Source organism: Candidatus Litorirhabdus singularis (assembly GCF_026262625.1).
In the GTDB taxonomy this organism is placed as follows: domain Bacteria; phylum Pseudomonadota; class Gammaproteobacteria; order Pseudomonadales; family Halieaceae; genus Litorirhabdus; species Litorirhabdus singularis.
The window spans coordinates 462,329-479,982 of record NZ_SHNN01000003.1 but is presented as its reverse complement, the minus strand read 5'-3'; the positions used below and the strand labels follow the sequence as shown (position 1 = coordinate 479,982).

At 52.2% G+C, this 17,654-nt stretch carries 15 protein-coding genes, 2 tRNA genes and 1 pseudogene; 5 read left to right on the top strand and 13 right to left on the bottom strand.

What is annotated here, in order from left to right; translation table 11 throughout:
* Positions 1–146: 146 nt before the first annotated feature.
* Together EYC98_RS16710 and EYC98_RS16705 are read left to right on the top strand one after the other, a co-directional pair.
* Entirely contained in the window at positions 147–2,828 is a 2,682-nt protein-coding gene (locus tag EYC98_RS16710) for a patatin-like phospholipase family protein (protein WP_279246512.1), read from the top strand.
* A 90-nt stretch (positions 2,829–2,918) separates the two neighbouring features.
* Positions 2,919–4,760 carry a hypothetical protein gene (locus EYC98_RS16705; RefSeq protein ID WP_279246511.1) on the top strand — a complete coding sequence of 614 codons (1,842 nt, stop codon included), beginning with the start codon at positions 2,919–2,921 and terminating at the stop codon, positions 4,758–4,760.
* Positions 4,761–4,873: 113 nt separating this feature from the next.
* Here EYC98_RS16705 and EYC98_RS16700 read toward each other — a convergent pair whose 3' ends face one another.
* Positions 4,874–5,947: a coiled-coil domain-containing protein gene (locus tag EYC98_RS16700; RefSeq protein ID WP_279246510.1), complete on the bottom strand. Its 1,074-nt coding sequence runs from the start codon at positions 5,945–5,947 to the stop codon at positions 4,874–4,876.
* 176 nt (positions 5,948–6,123) lie between these two features.
* On the opposite strand from EYC98_RS16700, the pseudogene EYC98_RS21865 reads away from it, so the two are divergent.
* Positions 6,124–6,303, top strand: a pseudogene (locus EYC98_RS21865) (IS6 family transposase); the annotation flags it as partial.
* A gap of 52 nt (positions 6,304–6,355) precedes the next feature.
* Here the strand turns inward: EYC98_RS21865 and EYC98_RS16695 are convergent.
* Positions 6,356–7,405 carry an MBL fold metallo-hydrolase gene (locus tag EYC98_RS16695; RefSeq protein WP_279246509.1) on the bottom strand — a complete coding sequence of 350 codons (1,050 nt, stop codon included), beginning with the start codon at positions 7,403–7,405 and terminating at the stop codon, positions 6,356–6,358.
* A 423-nt stretch (positions 7,406–7,828) separates the two neighbouring features.
* Positions 7,829–8,656, bottom strand: a complete 828-nt coding sequence (locus EYC98_RS16690; RefSeq protein WP_279246508.1) for a hypothetical protein — start codon at positions 8,654–8,656, stop codon at positions 7,829–7,831.
* Between the two features lie 331 nt (positions 8,657–8,987).
* Between EYC98_RS16690 and EYC98_RS21680 the strand changes: the two genes are divergently transcribed.
* Both EYC98_RS21680 and EYC98_RS16685 read left to right on the top strand, forming a co-directional pair.
* The gene (locus EYC98_RS21680) at positions 8,988–9,167 is read left to right on the top strand and encodes a carbon storage regulator (protein WP_338140840.1); all 180 of its coding nucleotides are present in this window, start codon (positions 8,988–8,990) and stop codon (positions 9,165–9,167) included.
* 83 nt (positions 9,168–9,250) lie between these two features.
* Entirely contained in the window at positions 9,251–9,508 is a 258-nt protein-coding gene (locus EYC98_RS16685) for a hypothetical protein (RefSeq protein WP_279246507.1), read from the top strand.
* Positions 9,509–9,696: 188 nt separating this feature from the next.
* On the opposite strand, the gene EYC98_RS16680 is transcribed toward EYC98_RS16685, so the two are convergent.
* The 10 genes from EYC98_RS16680 to EYC98_RS16635 form a co-directional block, all read right to left on the bottom strand.
* Positions 9,697–10,191: a hypothetical protein gene (locus EYC98_RS16680; RefSeq protein WP_279246506.1), complete on the bottom strand. Its 495-nt coding sequence runs from the start codon at positions 10,189–10,191 to the stop codon at positions 9,697–9,699.
* A gap of 465 nt (positions 10,192–10,656) precedes the next feature.
* Positions 10,657–10,733: transfer RNA gene (locus EYC98_RS16675), tRNA-Met, on the bottom strand.
* 86 nt (positions 10,734–10,819) lie between these two features.
* The gene (ychF, locus tag EYC98_RS16670) at positions 10,820–11,914 is read right to left on the bottom strand and encodes a redox-regulated ATPase YchF (protein WP_279246505.1); all 1,095 of its coding nucleotides are present in this window, start codon (positions 11,912–11,914) and stop codon (positions 10,820–10,822) included.
* 23 nt (positions 11,915–11,937) lie between these two features.
* A complete protein-coding gene (gene pth, locus EYC98_RS16665; RefSeq protein WP_279246504.1) occupies positions 11,938–12,516 on the bottom strand; it encodes an aminoacyl-tRNA hydrolase in 579 nt (192 codons plus the stop codon).
* Between the two features lie 27 nt (positions 12,517–12,543).
* Complete coding sequence (locus EYC98_RS16660) at positions 12,544–13,224, bottom strand: 50S ribosomal protein L25/general stress protein Ctc (protein ID WP_279246503.1); 681 nt, start codon at positions 13,222–13,224, stop codon at positions 12,544–12,546.
* Positions 13,225–13,295: 71 nt separating this feature from the next.
* Positions 13,296–14,228: a ribose-phosphate pyrophosphokinase gene (locus EYC98_RS16655; RefSeq protein WP_279246629.1), complete on the bottom strand. Its 933-nt coding sequence runs from the start codon at positions 14,226–14,228 to the stop codon at positions 13,296–13,298.
* A 138-nt stretch (positions 14,229–14,366) separates the two neighbouring features.
* A tRNA-Gln gene (locus EYC98_RS16650) sits at positions 14,367–14,441 on the bottom strand.
* A 15-nt stretch (positions 14,442–14,456) separates the two neighbouring features.
* On the bottom strand, positions 14,457–15,305 hold the full coding sequence (ispE, locus tag EYC98_RS16645) for a 4-(cytidine 5'-diphospho)-2-C-methyl-D-erythritol kinase (RefSeq protein ID WP_279246502.1): 849 nt from the start codon (positions 15,303–15,305) through the stop codon (positions 14,457–14,459).
* Positions 15,281–15,880 (bottom strand): lipoprotein insertase outer membrane protein LolB, encoded by a 600-nt coding sequence (gene lolB / locus EYC98_RS16640; RefSeq protein ID WP_279246501.1) that lies wholly within the window; start codon positions 15,878–15,880, stop codon positions 15,281–15,283. Before lolB ends, ispE begins: the two co-directional genes overlap by 25 nt.
* Positions 15,881–17,575 (bottom strand): tetratricopeptide repeat protein, encoded by a 1,695-nt coding sequence (locus EYC98_RS16635; RefSeq protein WP_279246500.1) that lies wholly within the window; start codon positions 17,573–17,575, stop codon positions 15,881–15,883.
* Between the last annotated feature and the right edge of the window lie 79 nt (positions 17,576–17,654).

The following is a 17,654-nucleotide window of genomic DNA, read 5'->3' as shown; positions in this document are numbered from 1 at the left end:
AACATCATCTCCTGGAAGGCCTTCTCCTATGTCGGAACGGCACAGGAGGCGAGTGCCTAAGTGGCCACTAATTAAACATTCGTACCAGCCCAATAATATTCTGCGCTAACAGCGCCTGATCACGAAGACGATAAGAGAAGCTGAACATGGAAAGTGCGAAGGGTCGAAATCAGAATCAATTTATAGAAGAAGTCTTCCCGCAAGAGTTAAAAACAATCAGCGAGCGTCGGCAAAAAGTTGGAGTTGATGTCAGCGAAGCTTTCGATGACAAGCCCAATGTGGACAATAGTCTCAAAGGCCTATCACTTTCTGGTGGCGGTATCCGCTCGGCCACCTTCAGTCTGGGCGTAATACAGGGCCTGGCAAAACACGGCTGGCTTAAACACATAGACTACCTGTCTACTGTTTCGGGCGGCGGCTATATTGGCTCTTGTCTCTCATCTGTATTAAACAATCCAAAAGCCAGTACGGACTACGAGAAGTTTCCGTTTAAGTACACTACCGGTTCTACTGAACCGACGGCGCTAACCCACCTACGTAACTTCAGTAGCTATTTAATGCCGGGAGGCATTCTGGGGCGTTTGCGCCTACCCAACCTGCTATTACGAGGCGTTGTACTCAACCTTTTCGTATTCCTGCCATTTATTATGATGTCCGTGGTGCTTGTTGCGGTTTTCTACGAATTCGGGCCGCTGTGGGATCAGTTTCCGCTGTTGATTATGCCATTGATTACGGTTTTTGTGATTATGTCGGTAGCCTTTCCCTTCGCCGTGAAAATACTGGGGAAATTGTTTAGCTGGCGGCAACGAAATTACTTTGAGCTAGCGTTAACAGTGCCGCTGTTGCTAGCGATCATCGTCGCCTTAGCCATGCCACTGTTGAATCTCACCCGGCTTGCCATAGAGCATGACGGCGGCCAATTGTCGCAATGGTTGGTGCAACTGGGACGCCAGGGTTACTGGTCTTTGGGTATTCTATTGTTGCTGGTGTTTTGTGCTTTTGGTCTTGCTGGAAAAGCATCAGAAAACGTCGGGAGAATATTCGGCAAGGTGGTACTGCTGATACTAGGTGTATTAGGTCCCGCCGTTATCTTTCTCATTTTTTTGATGTTGTGTCTTAAGTTTATCGATTCACCTTTTTTGCCGCTTGAATCATCTAAGTATCTCGATCAGCTTGCGAAGTGTCAGCAGAGCGACCAGGGCTGTGGAAAATGGGATGTTGACCCAAAGGATTCTGGCGATGCTGTTACGCCACTGTCCCCCAGAGAATTCGGCGTCAGAGAGGAGATCGGTGATCTTTATAGCTCACTAATAGGCTTATACGGCCTGTTGTTCGAACCTGATAAACGTCAGCCCGAATCCGTAGAGGATGTCATAGGTGATTTTGCCGGGCGCAATCTGAATCTGGCGTCTTTGGAAATCACCACTGGTAAAATGGAGTGTGCCGAGACTGATTGCGCGGGAATTGATTCGGATGACTGGCGAGCAGATCGGCGAATCTGGGGCTTTAGGCCAAAGGATGCCGATTCCCCCACAAAATGTGATGCAGCTCCAAATCAGCCTACTTATCCTGTTTCCCTGCGCGAGCGCTTTCGTATTGATCAGCAATCAGATTGTTACTATCTTGTGCGAGGGTCTTCAGCCAGCTTGAGAATTCTTGGTGCGCAGCCACATCAAATTTTCAGCAGGGAAGGTATTGCGTTTATCATCGCTGCCATTTTCCTCTGGTTATTTAACCGATATTTTCTCGACATTAACATCACCTCTCCTCATGGGTTTTATCGCGACAGGTTAAGTAAGGCATTCCTCATCGATTTGGATGATGAGGATGAAATTCTTCCTACCGACGACGTAAAGATGAGCCAACTGAACCAGCCTGGCTCAAAGGCGCCCTACCATCTGGTCAACGTGGCGCTTAATTTGCAGGGCAGTAGCCTTAAGGATCTGCGCGGACGCGAGTCGGACTTTTTCATATTCAGCAAACACTATACCGGGGGTGAAATCACCGGCTACGCGCCTACCGAAGTAATGGAGCATGTAGACAGCCACCTTAATCTTGGAACCGCTATGGCCATCTCGGGTGCTGCTGCTGCACCGAATATGGGGCGCACTACCAATCGCTCATTGAGCTTTATTATGACGCTTCTCAATATTCGGCTGGGGTACTGGCTTCCCAATCCGGCTAAAGTCGAGGCTGGAAGCTGGTACAAGCGAATGCTGCTGGGTGGCGCGCGCCCAGCGCTAATATGGCGAGAAGCCCTTGGCAGAATCAATGCCAAGACCTCGCATGTGAACGTATCTGATGGTGGCCATATTGAGAACCTGGCAGTTTATGAGCTGCTGCGCCGGCGTTGTAAGTTTATCGTCGCTGTAGACGGCGAGCATGACCCGGAGATCACTTTCAACGGTCTCGTCACCGTCATGCGTTTTGCCAGGATCGATATGGGAATTGAGATTGATTTCAGTGTCGGTTCAGATTCCCTGGTGGAGGGCGACACCGCGCTGGACAATCTGCGCTTGAGACGCGCGTCGTCTGGCGAACGGAACAGTCTGGCGCATTGGGCACTTGCGGACATTAACTATGGCAACGGCGAGGTTGGACACCTGCTTTACATCAAGCTTTCGGTTACGGGAGATGAGCCGGAGTACATTCGTGCGTATCGCAAAGAGAACCCTGCCTATCCACATGAATCGACGGCAGATCAGTTTTTTTCGGAGGCCCAGTTTGAGGCATACAGAGCATTGGGGGAACATATCTGTGAGGGCATGTTGAAGGATGTTGAAAGGCTTGGAGGATTTGCCAATTTGGGCAGTAGCACCGCTCAGTAAGTAGATGAGGGGTTACATGAATATGCAGATACCTGCGGCCGAACAATGCTGTGCCTGCAGCAATGTCTTGTTCTGGGAGGAGTGCCGTCTATGACGCTCATCAAACACTTCAGGGATTACCGTCAGTGTTTTCGCCTGTCACTTCGGTCCTTGGTCCATGGTGTGCTAATGATCTTGCCAGTTTTGGCAGTTTCTCTGTATCCATTGAATACATCTGCGGACGAGAGAGTTCTGGATGAGAGCTGCGAGTTCATAGAGAATTTTGAGCGGACGCCGCTGACAGATTGGATAGAGTTGCAGCTTCTAAGCGGCATGCAAGCCGACCTTAGAGCGGTTAGCTGCGAGGGTCAATTATGTGGGCTTGGCTCAAATGAACCGTCGCTGCTGAACAATCACAAATTACTTGAAGAGGGCTTTTTATATCATCTGCTCTCGGACGTGCACATTTCTGCGATAAATATTGTTGGCGCGCACTTTCAGAATCCCGTTTGCGTCACGGACAGAGAAGTGTCCAAGAGGGTTTCGCTAACGCACTCCAGGTTTTCGGACCGGGTCACGTTTCGGAATACCGAATTTCATTATGACCTGATAGTTGATGGCTCTTTTTTTGAGAGCGATTTCTTACTGTCTGGCGCGACTGTTCGAGGCCAACTGTCTGCCCGGGCTTCTCACGTTGATAGAACGTTTAATATGAGGCATGCCGTTATAGGGCAGGATCTTCATTTGCATGAGTCGGAGAATGTTGAGTCTGGCGTTGATTTACCGGAGAGATTTCGTACCGTTATCGGGGGAGAATTTATTGCTAACAGTGCCGTAGTTGAAGGTGAGTTTGTGGGTGACTACGCCCATTTCAAGGGCAAAGTAAATATGCAGTTCCTGTCCGTTGGAGAAGATCTAAATTTCAGGCATGGTGCCCGTTTTCTTGAACGAATTGACTTACGTAGCTCAAGAGTAAATGGGCGCATGGGGTTCTCGGGGGCTGAGGTTGCTGGCCTCGACCTTACCAATAGCTCTATAGGCGATAGTTTGATTTTGTGCGAGATACGTTCCCCGGGCGATGCCATGATCGACTTGAGGCACACAAAGATCGGGAACGATTTTGACTTGCGCGGGAGCATCATTAAAGGCAGCGTAAATGCAAGAAGATTGAAAGTGAGCGGCGATTTGATGCTTGATTATGCCGGTAAAAAAACTGAAACCTGTGACAAAGTAACAGCACAAAAACAAGGTCGACATCAGGTTGATGCAGGCGGAATAAATAAGATTATTCTGCAGGACGCGCAAGTAGCAGTTGTTCACGATGGGCTGATTCGTACAAGGGAACTTGATTCTGTTAAAGGGAATAAGCTCCCGGTTTTAGAAATTGATGGCCTGCATTACTCTAAACTGCATGATGACAGTCTGGGCAAGAGTGGTAGTTCTTCGGGTTACTACGTGGACTGGCTGAGCCGTGACACGACTTTTACTGCACAGCCCTATCACCATTTGGCGAGCCAGCTGCGTAAAGATGGAGCTTATAGTGCCGCCGCCGAGGTCCTCTTTGAGGCCAGGAAGAGAGAGAGGACGGCTGTATGCAATGGAAATGATATAACTAGCAGCTTGAGCGGCTGCGCCGGAATGTGGTTGCTGGAGATTGGCGTTGGATATGGTATAGGTGTTTATTCTTTTCTGGCGCTGTTTTGGGTAGTTGCTTTCAGCTGTGTAGGAGCCCTAATTATTCGGCTCACCAGCGACAAATCACTCTGGTGGTCTACGTGGGCAAGCCTGGACTATATGTTGCCACTGGTTGAGCTCAATTCGGCCCATAGAAAGCACATCGAAGAAAATTTGCCGGAGTGGGCGCAGAGCTCGCTGTATGTTCAAGCTTTGAGTGGTTGGTTGCTGGCCTCCTTTGTGGTCGCCGCTGTGGCGGGGTTGACTCAAGGCACTTGATGCGAAAATAACATTCCGGCAGCGCGCCGCTCAGCTTTGCTCAACGGTAAGCGCCAAGTAATCGATTGCCGGCGGACGGATAAAACGCGGCACGGCTGTCTACTTCAGAAATTCTATGGCGTATTGCTGAGTCGCAGAGAGAAAAACAAGCAGGCAGCTAGAGCTCCCAGCACGGTGAAATAATAGAGCGTCGTCACGGCAGAGCCTGTGTAACCACGCCATGTGAGCGTCCATGGGGAAGACAACAATGGGTCACTGCGCTCCTCGATGGACCAGCCCTCCGCATCCGCCATGCCGCGGAAATGGCGCCCGGCATTCCAGGCATTCGCCAACATGAATACGATGAGTGATATTAGTATCCAGGGATAGTTCTTGATCATGTCTTCAACAGTGAACAGTCCTGTCGCCCAGCCGGGTAGAGCCCTGTTCATCGCTTTCTCAATAGTTTCGTTTTTGTCCTTCAAATCGATGCTAAGGGCGACATTCTCTGTATCCAATTCCTGTTTTTTACTCTCCATTGCTGCCGTCGTGCCCTTAATCGCTTCCAATGTGGCCTGACCCAGATCGCTGAGCTTGGTCTCAGCCTCTTCCGCGCTCACCAATACCGCATTGCCAGCCTGACTGCCGGTATCGCGCTTCATTGCTCTGGTTCGATACCAGATTGTGTTGATCTTGCTTTGCCTCCATTCTTCAATTTTTTCCCTAATTTCCTTAGCATGTTGTTTGAGCTCTTTACTTGTATCTGGGTCGAGCTTTGCGGTGTTAATGGCGGCATCAAGCTTATCCACGATGAGTTCTCGCAACTCCAATGAAATGGCATTGATCACACCATTGGCAACCGGCTTTGTATCCGCCGGACAACCTCCCCGGCAGTGGTCAACGAGTGTTTTTATCTCGTCAGCCCAAGGTTCTTTTTTGATATCACGTCTTATCTCATCAAGCACATTTTCAACTGCATTCAACCCGGCGATCCGAAGCCCATTCTTCTTTTGTTCATCTTCTAACGCTTGGAACTCTATACGCAGATCTTTCACTTCTTGAGACTGATAGTTCTCATGATAGGGTTTGATGACATTTAGCATCATGACAACGGCAAAAATCACTGAGCCAACAGCCCAGCGTTGAACGTTGGCGGTACCACTTTCCCATAGTTTGGCGTGGCGTCGAAGTTTGATATTTGGGTCCATGCGCTGTGCTCCCTTGGTTTTGTCGAAAGTACCACTTATTGATGACGCAAGGTACTGACAAGTTCACTCACCGATATTGAAGACCTCCTAGCTGAACGCAGCATCACTGTCAGTCGGAAAGCGATCCGTCTTTGGTGTATCAAGTTCGGCCGTCTGTATGCCCGCCGCCTGCAACGACGAGGGTCAGGGAGCGAGGGATCAGGCGATTCAAATCGGTAAAGCAGGCGCAGAGATTTGTTAGCGCCTATGCCGCAGTGCATAACTTGTTTAATCTGAGCACGGATCTAGTCGGTGCGAAGCATTATCGTGATCTAAGGATCAGTGCGTTTGCAGAATGGAGTAGGGCGGTTGCTTGACGGAACTTGCCAAACCCCCCCAAACCCCCCCCAAGCTATAGGTGGGCTAATCTCAGAACTCGCGAGTCTCACCAATGTTTAACACCCATGCTCCCCCATCACCAAGCTCTGTATCAGCAGCGGCTTCCCTGAAACGGCGTGGTGGCTCGTCAAGCGGTTCGTCGGAGAGGTCGAAGGTGCCAAAATGGATGGCGACAGCCGTTTCGGCACGTAAATCCAGTGCAGCACGAAGTGCCTCTTCAGGGTTCATGTGCGACTCGCGCATCATGGCCTGCGGTTCATAGGCACCTATGGGAACCGCAACCAGGTCAAATGGCCCAAGTTTTTGTCCGATTTCCTCAAAGCCCGAAAAATAGCCCGTATCGCCAGCGAAGTAGAAGCGTCGCTGGTCGCCGGTGACGGCCCAGGATGACCATAGTGCCTTGTGGTCATCCGTGAGGCTGCGCTTGCTCCAGTGCTGAGATGGGAGGCAATGAATAGTGGCGCCCTTGTAGGTGAAGGCCTGCCCCCAGTTGAGTTCCTCGACATGCGTGATGCCCTGACTGCGCAGGAGGTCACCATTGCCCAGCGGGACAAAAAATACGGTATCAGCATTGCGCTCAGCGAGATTGCGTAACGTTGGCAGGTCCAGGTGGTCGTAGTGATTGTGGGAAATCAACACAAAATCAATTGGCGGCAGGTCCGCGAACGCAAGGCCGGGCTTCACAAAACGCTTCGGACCCACTCCCGGCATAGGGCTGGGCCTGGCTGACCAGGTGGGGTCGGTCAGGAACGTTACATGTTCGCTCTGGACCAGCAATGTCGCATGCCCGATCCAGGTTACTGTGGGTACGCTGTGGCGGGCATTTTCGCGCAGGAAAGCTCCGTCATTGGCGACCCGCGGCGGCGCTCCCTCGGCGCTACGAAAATAGGTCCCCAAACGTCGAAGTATGAAAGGAAAGCGAACGCCGAAGCTGCCGTGTGCCAGGTCGCCCGTCGGGTTGGTAAAGCGCCCGTCATCGCCACGTGGCGCGCCACTGAACAATGCCTCTGACTCGCCGTATAAAAAATTGATTGGCAGTACTGTCAGGGCCAATAGCAGGAAAATTTTATAGCGGCGCATACAGCGGTCTCGTTCAACACATTAGCGGACTTAAGCCGACATTATGTCAGAAAGGGGTCCTGACAAGTTAACTTGAAGTCATGGGCTGGCGCTACACAACTAGGGGTCAGATAACCAGAAATGCGTCATCAGCTCCCACTTTTGGCTCGACTTCACTGAGTCTTTCGCGCTGGCTCCCCACTTTTCGAGCAAAAATAAGTTAACTTGTCAGTACCCGTTAAAGCTTAGTAGGAAGCGGAGATTTGTAAGATTTACTGACACTTGCCTATGTCTAATAGTGGATGTGCGCGGTCGTTAGCTTAGCTCTGGAACCGATCAACCCTGATCTCGGCTTTCTTCTCCCACTAAAGGACATTGAAAAGGACTCAGTAGCGGCTCACTAGATAAGGCTCCGAGGCCAGCGCGGCGAAAAACCAATACTTACTATCTAAGTTCCACTCGGATTGGCCAAGTAATGTCTATCTCAACCGGAACCATGGGTAGGCCAGTGCTTAGTAACGTCTGTCCTAGTGTCTGACAACTCTCGGCGGCATCATCCCATCTGGTTCGCCGAGTATATTCGACAGGCTCCGCAGAAAGATCAACCGCATAAAATTGTTGCCGAGCTGTTGCTATTGCGTAAGCAGGTTCGTTTTGTGGCGCGTCCATGACAATGAAGGGCGCATCGCAGCCAAAGTCACTGTAAAAAGCGGGGATGAATCTTTCGTATTGTTTTACCCTCTCTTCGTGCGTATCCAGAACGGCAAGATGCGCACCCTCTAGTCCATCGAAAGTCATGTAGACAGTCATCTCTCCACCATATCCTGCTTGCCCTTCCTGCAACCCTGCAGCGGGTATTCCGATTACTTTCCCTGTAGCATCAACAACCACTGCGTCAGTTCCGCTAGTTTCAGCAAGTTCGAAGATAGGTATGATGTGGTATCGGTAATCTGAAGCGATAATAGCGTCTGCTGATGGATTTCCTACGTAACCGGTGTTATTTGCGGTGCATATAGGGTTTGTATCATCGCCGCAGAGATAACCGCTTCCTGCCTTCCATTTTGAAAACACATAACCTGGCTTGGGCATAGCAACAAACGACTCATTGAAATTTGTATCAGTAACTTCAAACAGACAGACACTGTTCACCTCACAATCTCGTGTGCCAGATAGTGATTTGATTTCTCCTCCTGAACCTACAAAGGCCTCAAGATAGCAGCCTGACAACAAACTAGCTGCACTGAATAAACATAGAGACTTCAACAATTTCATAAGGAGTTCCTTCTCGTTTTCATTCGCTAATAATACCTTCGGTTAGTTCTGGGCTTAATCACTGCCTCCGCCATATTGCTAATCTAATGCGACTTGCGGCTGCACCCACTGATACAAATCAATAACTTAGCGCGTTAAGGCTTAGTAGAAAACAGGGATTTGTAAAGTATACTGACAAGCTGAGAGCCTTTCCAGCAGCCGATATGAAGGAGATATGTAGGGAACGCATCGAGGCTTTCACCAATCCATTTCAGTCATTTATCGCTACAACGGTAAAGCAGCGGGAATCTCGCCTACACTTAGCTAAGGCATACACCACGGAGGGTCGATCATGCTTATACTTACACGCTGTCTTGGCGAGAAAATATTAATCGGTAATGACATAGTGCTGACTGTGATCGCTGTTGCAGGCAATCAGGTCAAGCTGGGCATCGTGCGCCCGAAGATGTGGCGATTGTCAGGGAGGAATTGCTATCCAGTGCAGAGGACTGAGCGCCAGAGTAAAGGTTGATTTGTCTTCATGAATGTTATCTCAACCATTGTCTATACTATTTGCGAAGGAAGTTTTCTCTGTTGCGTGATGGTATAGAGCTAATGAACAAAAAAATAAGACTACTAGCATTCGCAGTTGCTGCTACGTTCATCATGGGGTGTGATGACAACCCTGATTTTATGTCCGAAGATACATTGAGGGACCGAGGCAACTCAGATGGATTCGCCGTTGGCTGTGATGAACGCGGCCACCTTACCTACGGATATGACGATGATACGTATAGGCAGGCTTACAGCGAAGGGTATGCTGCTGGACAGCGAGACCCCGACTGCAAGAAGTGGCGGAGGGAGAACAACTGATGCTCCAATCAGGTCCCAGAGCCTACCGCTTCCCTGGTGAAAACCATATCACATGGCTAAGGACCGTTCCTAGGCGAAAGGAGACGGTTGCCATGTCTGCCTCCACCTCTTTCCGGACTGCTTAGCCAGCATACCCTGGCTCGCATTTCGTCTCTTATGCGCAGCGAGTAGCGGACAATCAAATAGGGCTATTTATACACTTCTGCCCCGCCATTCGGGTGAGCGGCGATAATTTGGTCAACAAAACCCCTAAACTCATTCGTAAAGTGGCGGCCACGTTGTTGCCAGTACCAACGGAACCCCTGAGTTGGAACTGCGGCCTCCAATGCCGAAGACATAGCGATATTCATATCTGAGTCCAGCGTTCCCTCAATACCCAGGAAGTAAATGCTTTGATAAGCCAGCATTACACTATGCACGCTCATTATGAACTGCAATGCCTCATCTTTTGATAAAGATGATGCGTCATTCATTCCTTTTCGAAATACTTTTGCCGCCTGCTCATTGGTTCCGACTTCGTTGTACCATGTCTGAAGTGCGGCAGTGGCATTGTGTGCGGTCTCAGCCCTCATCTCCTTCGTAGTATCTGAAATTTGAAGCCCAACAAACAGCAGTGACACTATGATGGCAACATTTCCGATGATTCCGGCTAGATTAGCCCAGTCTTGTAGAGTACGTTTCACTTCAAAACCCTTTTTATTTATTAATTGTGGAGGGTAGCTCAGTAGATTGAGAATGTCTCAAAATAGGCGAAAGCGGACATCAGCGCCGCAACGGCCTGTAGCACTCGCTACGCTCATGGGCTCACTCATTGGCACGTCAATGAGCGTAGCGAGTGCGCAAGGTAAGTAGGACGCTACAGTAGTCAAAAAGCTGTTTTTTTTTAAATTTGAAAACTCAAATTGGGCTATCGTGAGTCAGAGCGGCTACCGTTAAATAAAAGAGTAGCAAACACCACCCCGGGGGGGCATTGAACCACCGACTTTACTCTAGGGCTAAACGTACCAACATAAACATTTGCAGATTTGACGGTTCAGTGGCGTGAGCTGTCAGCAGGAGAAAACGCCTAGTGATTTAGTCTATGCTTAGTTCAATTGGCGTTGGGTGATTGGGGGCTGTTTGTAAGTCATTGTTTTTAAATAATTAATTGGTAGCTACGGGTGGACTTGAACCACCGACCCCAGCATTATGAATGCTGTGCTCTAACCAGCTGAGCTACGTAGCCACAAAGGTGTGCAGAATCTCGCAAGATACGAGAGGCGCGAATTTTGCAGATTTTGAGGTGCCAAGTCAAGCCGTGAAGGCGTGGACCTAGACGTTAAAGCGAAAGTGCATGATATCGCCATCCTGCACTACGTATTCCTTGCCTTCCAGACGCCAGCGACCAGCATCCTTGGCACCCTGTTCACCGCTATTGGCGATGAAGTCGTCATAGCCGACTACCTCGGCGCGAATAAAGCCTTTTTGAAAGTCGGTATGAATCACGCCCGCGGCCTGTGGCGCGGTGGCGCCGACTTTTACCGTCCAGGCGCGTACTTCTTTTTCGCCAGCTGTGAAGTAGGTATGCAGGTGTAACAGGTTGTAACCAGCGCGTATGACGCGGTCCAGGCCGGGCTCTTCCAGGCCTAGCTCAGCCAGAAATTCATCGCGTTCGTCATCTTCCAGTTCGCTTATTTCGGCTTCCAGCTTGTTGCAAATAACGACCATCACGGCGTTCTCGGCATCTGCCAGCTTTTTTACCTGCGCTACGTGTTCGTTGCCATCCATGCCGTCTTCATCGACATTGGCGATGTACATGGTGGGTTTGATTGTTAGCAGGTGTAGGGTGCCTACCAGAGCTCGCTCATCGTCGTCGAGATCCAGCGCCCGCGCTGGCAGCGCTTCGTTTAAGTGCGGTAGCAGCTTGTCTTCCAGCAGTGCCTTGAGGGCAATGGATTCCTTGTCACCACCCTTGGCGGTGCGCAGGACCTTCTGCAGCGCTTTGTCGCAGCTCTCCAGGTCAGCCAGTGCCAGTTCGGTGTTGATGATCTCGATATCATTGAGTGGGTCAATTTTGTTGGCGACATGAATGACGTTTTCATCATCAAAGCAGCGCACCACGTGAGCAATGGCATCAGTCTCGCGAATATTGGCGAGAAACTGGTTGCCCAAGCCCTCACCCTTGGAGGCGCCTGCTACCAGTCCGGCGATGTCGACGAACTCCATGGTGGTGGCAATGGTTTTTTCGGGTTTGACCAGTGCGACGATTTTGTCTTGCCGAGGGTCAGGCACCGGTACTACACCGGCGTTGGGCTCGATGGTGCAAAAGGGGAAGTTCTCCGCCCCGATGCCAGCCTTGGTCAGGGCGTTGAACAGGGTCGATTTGCCGACGTTAGGCAGACCGACGATGCCGCATTTAAATCCCATGGTGGTAATCCTTTAACTGGTTATTAATTGCTGCTGTGCAATTGGTGGGTTGCTTTGGCCAGCTCACCGGCGGCAAGCATGGGCAACGTATCTGCGCTGCGGTCCAGGCTGTCGGTAATCAGCAGCCGGTCGCTTTGCGAGGCCGGCTTCAGTACGTAATTGGTTACCTCGGGCGCACTGCCGGGGTGGCCAATACCAATGCGCAGACGCACAAAGTCAGCGCTCATGGCGCTGATAATATCGCGCAGGCCATTATGGCCGCCGTGTCCGCCGCCTATCTTGAAACGCGCTTCACCGGGAGCAAAGTCGAGCTCATCGTGAGCGACCAGAATATTGGCGACGTCAATTTTGAAGAATTTTGCCATTGATGAAACCGCCTGACCGCTGCGATTCATATAGGTGGTGGGTATGAGTAGCCGTATATCCATATCACCGGCTTGCAGTCTGCCGGCAAGACCAAAAAACTTGGACTCCGGTTGCAAGGTGACACCGTGCTGTTGGGCTAGCGTTGCGACGAAATCGGCGCCGGCATTGTGCCGAGTACCCCGGTATTTTTCACCGGGGTTTCCCAATCCTACAATCAGTTTGATGGGCTCGGACAATGCGGGCACAGACCGACAGAGAGGAATCTAGTCCTCGCTGTCGCCTTCCTTATCGCCATCAGCTTCTGCGCCATCAGCTTCAGCGGCTTCAGCTGCTGCGGCTTCTTCCTCTTCTTCAGTATTGCCCTTAGGTGCCAGTACGCTGGCGATTGCCAGATCGTGGTCTTCACCCAGAGACAGCGCGGTAGACTCTACGCCTTCTGGCAGCTTGATATCGGTCAAGTGGATAATGTCACCCACCTTCACATCAAGCATATCGACTTCCAGGTACTCGGGGATATCACCTGGCAGACACAGAACTTCTACATCGGTAGCCTGATGCTGAACCATACCGCCTTCGGTTTTGACGCCGTAGCACTCGGTTTCGTTGATAAAGTGAATCTGTACGTTCACTTTGATCTTCACATTGACGTTGATGCGCATGAAGTCAGCGTGCATCACCAGGTTATTGGCAGGGTGACGTTGCAGGTCTTTGAGAATCGCTTTCTCGCTCTTGCCGTCAATACTGATGGCCAGTACGTGGCTGTAAAAAGCTTCGTTCTCAAGCGCCTTTTCCAGATCCTTGCGGATCAGTGTCAGCGGCTGTGGCTCTGTCTCACCGCCATAAATGATGGCGGGGATGTGGTCGGCCAGACGACGCAGGCGGCGGCTCGAACCTTTCCCTTTGTCGGCGCGTGCCGTGGCTTCTATTTCAAATGTGTCAGACATGGTCTGGACTCCTTTGATAAATGCACCGGTTGACCTTCGACCAGTCAAACCGGTGGTTTAATAAACGCTGTTCAGTCGAACAGCGCGCTAATTGATTCTTCGTTGCTCACCCTGCGAATGGACTCAGCCAGTAGCGGGGCGATAGTCAGCTGTCGAATGCGTCCGCATGCTATTGCTTCATCGCTAAGAGGAATCGTGTCTGTGACCACCAGCTCGTCGAGCACGGAGGCGCTAAGATTACTAATGGCATTGCCTGACAATACTGCATGAGTACAGTAGGCGACGACGCGCTCGGCGCCGGCATTTTTGAGTGCTTCGGCGGCTTTGCACAAGGTACCGGCGGTATCCACCATGTCGTCTACCAACAGGCAGGTGCGACCGGTGACGTCACCAATAATGTTCATCACCTGTGCTTCATTGGCCTGCGGACGGCGTTTGTCGATGATGGCAAGATCCGCATCATCCAGTTGTTTGGCTATGGCTCGCGCTCTAACCACACCGCCGATATCAGGCGACACCACCATGAGGTTTTCGTAGCGGCAGTGCACGATATCTTCTTTCAGAATGGGTGACGCGTAGATGTTGTCTACCGGGCAACCAAAGAAGCCCTGGATTTGCTCAGCGTGCAGGTCAACGGTTAAGACCCGGTCAACGCCTACGCCCACCATCATGTCGGCCACGACTTTGGCGCTAATAGGGACTCGCGAAGAGCGCACGCGGCGATCCTGGCGGGCATAGCCAAAATAGGGGACTACAGCGGTGATACGGGCTGCTGAGGCGCGGCGCAGCGCGTCAATCATGACAATCAGTTCCATCAGATTGTCGTTGGTAGGTGCGCAGGTGGGCTGTAATACGAAGACGTCCTTACCGCGAACGTTTTCGTTGAGCTCAACAGCTACTTCGCCATCGCTGAACTGGCCGACATTGGCATTGCCCAGCGGCAGTTGTAGCTTGCCAGCGACTTTATCGGCTAATGTCGGGTTGGCATTGCCACTAAAGACCATCATTTTTACGGACACTTTGACTTCCCCTGGAGTGATGGAGTTGACCTCTGCGATTCCGATGGCAGGGCACCGGATATGTGTGCCGGTCTATGTGGCAAATTGTCCGGGCAAAGTCTTGTAACTTTGCCCAGACCTATATGGCTGGGGTGGCAAGATTCGAACTTGCGAATGCCAGGATCAAAACCTGGTGCCTTGCCGCTTGGCGACACCCCAATAAACTGTGCTGCTTCAGGCTAATGCAGCGTGCACGGGCGATAGATTGACCCCTTTAGCGATAAAACCCTGCCAGCTGTCTGGCAACTGTCGGATCACGGTATTTGCCTGTTGCTTATTGGCAAAGTCAGCAAACACACACGCCCCGGTACCGGTCAGTTTGGCTTGGCTGAATTTATTTAGCCAAATCAATGCTTTATCTACAGCGGGATACATCTGGCGTACGACCATTTCACAGTCGTTATGCCCACCCTGTGCAAAAACGGTCGCCATTTTGATTGTTGGCGTGTTCCGTGTCAATTGCTCATTTGCAAAAACTTCTGCGGTAGACACCTGACAGGCCGGTTTAATGACCACATACCAGCGTTCCGGGAGCTCCACCGGCACCAGTTTTTCGCCTATACCTTCCGCCCAGGCGCTGTGTCCGCGCACAAAAACGGGCACATCGGCGCCCAATTGCTGACCGAGCGCCGCCAGTTCGTCCAAGCTAAGGTGTAAGTCCCAGAGCCGGTTGAGGGCGAGTAATGTGGTTGCTGCGTTGGAGCTGCCACCACCCAGACCGCCACCGCTGGGAAGTTGCTTTTGCCACTTTATGCTGGCGCCGCGTCGACATTGACTGTGTTGCTGAAGCAAATGTGCGGCGCGATAGGCCAGGTTTTGCTGTGGTGGTAGTTCAAGGCCGGCGCAGTTGACGTTTAGTTCTGGGCTGTCGGTGGCTTCAAAATCCATGGTGTCGCCGTAGTCCAGCAGTTGGAACAACGTCTGCAATTCGTGATAGCCGTCGCTGCGACGCCCGACAATGTGCAGCATCAGATTAAGTTTGGCCGGAGACAGCAGCTTCACGGTGTTGGGTCCGGCAGCCATTGCTTGATCAGTATTTTGCCTTCGGCGCCCTCGCTGCGAAACCGAATCTTGCTCGGTAGCTGCAGCTCTCCAACCGGTTGGTAGCGCTCGTAGGTCAGTTGCCAGCCCTGTTGGGAAAGCACACGCAGCTGACCCTGTTGCAGTTCCAACACATCTACCGGCAGGTCCGGTGCTGGCAGCCCTCGTATCCACCAGGGTAACAGCGCCACCGGCATGGGCCAGCCCAACAAACGCACCAGAGCACGTTCATCATCGAGCATAACGGTGCTTGTTTCTCCGTTGCGCTCCAGCTGCAGCGTTTGTCCGTCGCTGTTAATACTGGCGCGGCCCCAGCCAATGGGGCCTGACAATATCAGGTGGGTGATGGCACCTTGCTGGTTCCAATTGACGTTAACGCTATCGGCACTGTCCTGTGTAACGACGGCCAATTTGCCGCGCAGCTGCCAGTTATCGAGCGCGGTGAGTGCGTCGCGATTGGTTTGCCAGTCTGCGCCTGCGGGGGTTAGGGGGGCTGCCGCGCAGGCTCCCAGCAGCGCCAGCATGAGCAGCATTGAAGAGCGTGACAGGTAAGTCATTTACTCGGCGACGACCGGGGCTCCCAGCCGGCGCATGGTTTTTAGCACCAGACTGTGACCGGGTTTAACCAGCAGGGCGGCACGCCAAATTTCCAGCGCCTGTTCCTGATCGCCACTGACCCAGAGTACTTCACCGTAGTGGGCGGCAACTTCCGGGTCTGGGAATAGCACATAGGCTCGCTGGAGGTAGGTGAGGGCTTCTTCAACCTCACCCAATCTATATTTGACCCACCCCATACTATCGATGACTGCGGGTTCATCGGGCTGGAGCTGCAGGGCGCGGGTAATCATCATCTCGGCCTCTGCCAGGCGGTCAGTGCGATCTGCGAGAGTATAGCCAAGCGCGTTGAGCACGGTTGCGTTGTCTGGATCTCGCTCCAGAATCAGCCGCATATCGCGTTCCATGGCGTTCAGGTTGCCCTGAGCTTCATAGAGCATCGAACGCATATATTGCAGGTCAGAACTGTCGGGTAACTCCAGCAGGGCGACGTTGGCGGTCTGCAGGGCCTCGCCAGTGCGATTGGTGCTGCTCAGGCTATCGATTTCTATGGCGTAGAGCTGCTCACGCAGACGTGGATACTGTTGCCGCAGTTGGGCCAGGTAAAAGCGCAATTCCTGATCTTTGCCCGCCGCCAGCGCCAGCGCTGCTATGCGGCCGGTGGCGAAACCGAAATCCCCGGCTGGGGTAATATTTTTGTAGTGCAGCAGGGCATCATCAAAGCGCTGATGTTGCTCTGCGATCCTGCCCAGGTACAGGTGCGCTTCATCGGTTCGGGTGTCGAGTCGCAGCAGTGCTTCCAGATGGGGTTTCGCCTCGGCAATATTACCCAGTTCCATTTCTATCAGGGCCACCGAGAGCAGCAGGTTGGAGTCATCCGGAGCGCGCTCTAGCAGATAGGTAAACTGGGTGCGCGCCTCACTCAAGTCGGTGCGGGTTAAGAGCCGTGCATACTGCATCCGCAGCAAGCTATTGTCGGGATTGGCCTCTAGTGCGGTAATAATGCGATCGTACAGACCGTCATGCTGTCCCAGATCTTGCTTGAGCTTGGCTTCCAGAACAATCGCCTGCAGCTGTTGATCATCAATGACGAAAACCGCCTGTAGTTCGTCGACAGCGGCCGGAGTCTGTCCCAGATTTTCAAGCAACAGGGCCTTGCAGATCATTAATTGGGTGTCCTGCGGCTGCTCCAGACGCAGTTGATTAATGGTATCCAGTAATTTTTGCTTCTGCCCGTTGCTCAGCTGCTCAAAGCCGGTGGCCAGCGCCGAGTAGTTGGCGGCCCCGCCGGCGCGAGTGAGGGCAATCATGTGCGGCAGCGCTTCCAGAGTCTGGCCGCGACGAGCCAGCATGTTTGCCAGCATCAGGTGCGCCTCCATCTGATCCGGGTCGAGTTCTGCCCACAGTTGCGCCGCGGTTATGGCAGACTGGTCATCGCGCATGTACTGCGCCAGGCGCGTGGCGCGGGCGCTGACGGCTGTATCACGTAGCTGTGGCGCCAATTCGGTGTAGTTTTGCAGCGCCTGCTCATATTTGCGGCGACGCAGAGCAAACTCGGCGACCAGCAGGCTGTAGAGGCTATCATCGGGAAACGGGCGTTGCGGAGTGACCCGCACTTCCGCAACGGGTGCGGCGGGCTCTTCGTCTGCGACGGGTGCTGCTATAGGCTCAGCCGCTGGTTCACTGGCTGTTTGCAATTCTGGAGTCTGGGCGCATCCGACGAGAAGCAGGAGACAGAAAATGACGAAATGGATATACCGCATCGGTTAATGATGA

What these genes read in the sequence shown, in the direction of transcription:
- EYC98_RS16685 (WP_279246507.1), top strand. Translation starts at nt 9,251, where the DNA reads ATGAACAAAAAAATAAGACTACTAGCATTCGCAGTTGCTGCTACGTTC.
- EYC98_RS21680 (WP_338140840.1), top strand. Translation starts at nt 8,988, where the DNA reads ATGCTTATACTTACACGCTGTCTTGGCGAGAAAATATTAATCGGTAAT.
- EYC98_RS16655 (WP_279246629.1), bottom strand. Translation starts at nt 14,228, where the DNA reads ATGGTCTTTAGTGGCAATGCCAACCCGACATTAGCCGATAAAGTCGCT.
- lolB (WP_279246501.1), bottom strand. Translation starts at nt 15,880, where the DNA reads ATGACTTACCTGTCACGCTCTTCAATGCTGCTCATGCTGGCGCTGCTG.
- EYC98_RS16660 (WP_279246503.1), bottom strand. Translation starts at nt 13,224, where the DNA reads ATGTCTGACACATTTGAAATAGAAGCCACGGCACGCGCCGACAAAGGG.
- EYC98_RS16690 (WP_279246508.1), bottom strand. Translation starts at nt 8,656, where the DNA reads ATGAAATTGTTGAAGTCTCTATGTTTATTCAGTGCAGCTAGTTTGTTG.
- EYC98_RS16710 (WP_279246512.1), top strand. Translation starts at nt 147, where the DNA reads ATGGAAAGTGCGAAGGGTCGAAATCAGAATCAATTTATAGAAGAAGTC.
- ychF (WP_279246505.1), bottom strand. Translation starts at nt 11,914, where the DNA reads ATGGGATTTAAATGCGGCATCGTCGGTCTGCCTAACGTCGGCAAATCG.
- EYC98_RS16695 (WP_279246509.1), bottom strand. Translation starts at nt 7,405, where the DNA reads ATGCGCCGCTATAAAATTTTCCTGCTATTGGCCCTGACAGTACTGCCA.
- EYC98_RS16700 (WP_279246510.1), bottom strand. Translation starts at nt 5,947, where the DNA reads ATGGACCCAAATATCAAACTTCGACGCCACGCCAAACTATGGGAAAGT.
- ispE (WP_279246502.1), bottom strand. Translation starts at nt 15,305, where the DNA reads ATGGCTGCCGGACCCAACACCGTGAAGCTGCTGTCTCCGGCCAAACTT.
- EYC98_RS16705 (WP_279246511.1), top strand. Translation starts at nt 2,919, where the DNA reads ATGACGCTCATCAAACACTTCAGGGATTACCGTCAGTGTTTTCGCCTG.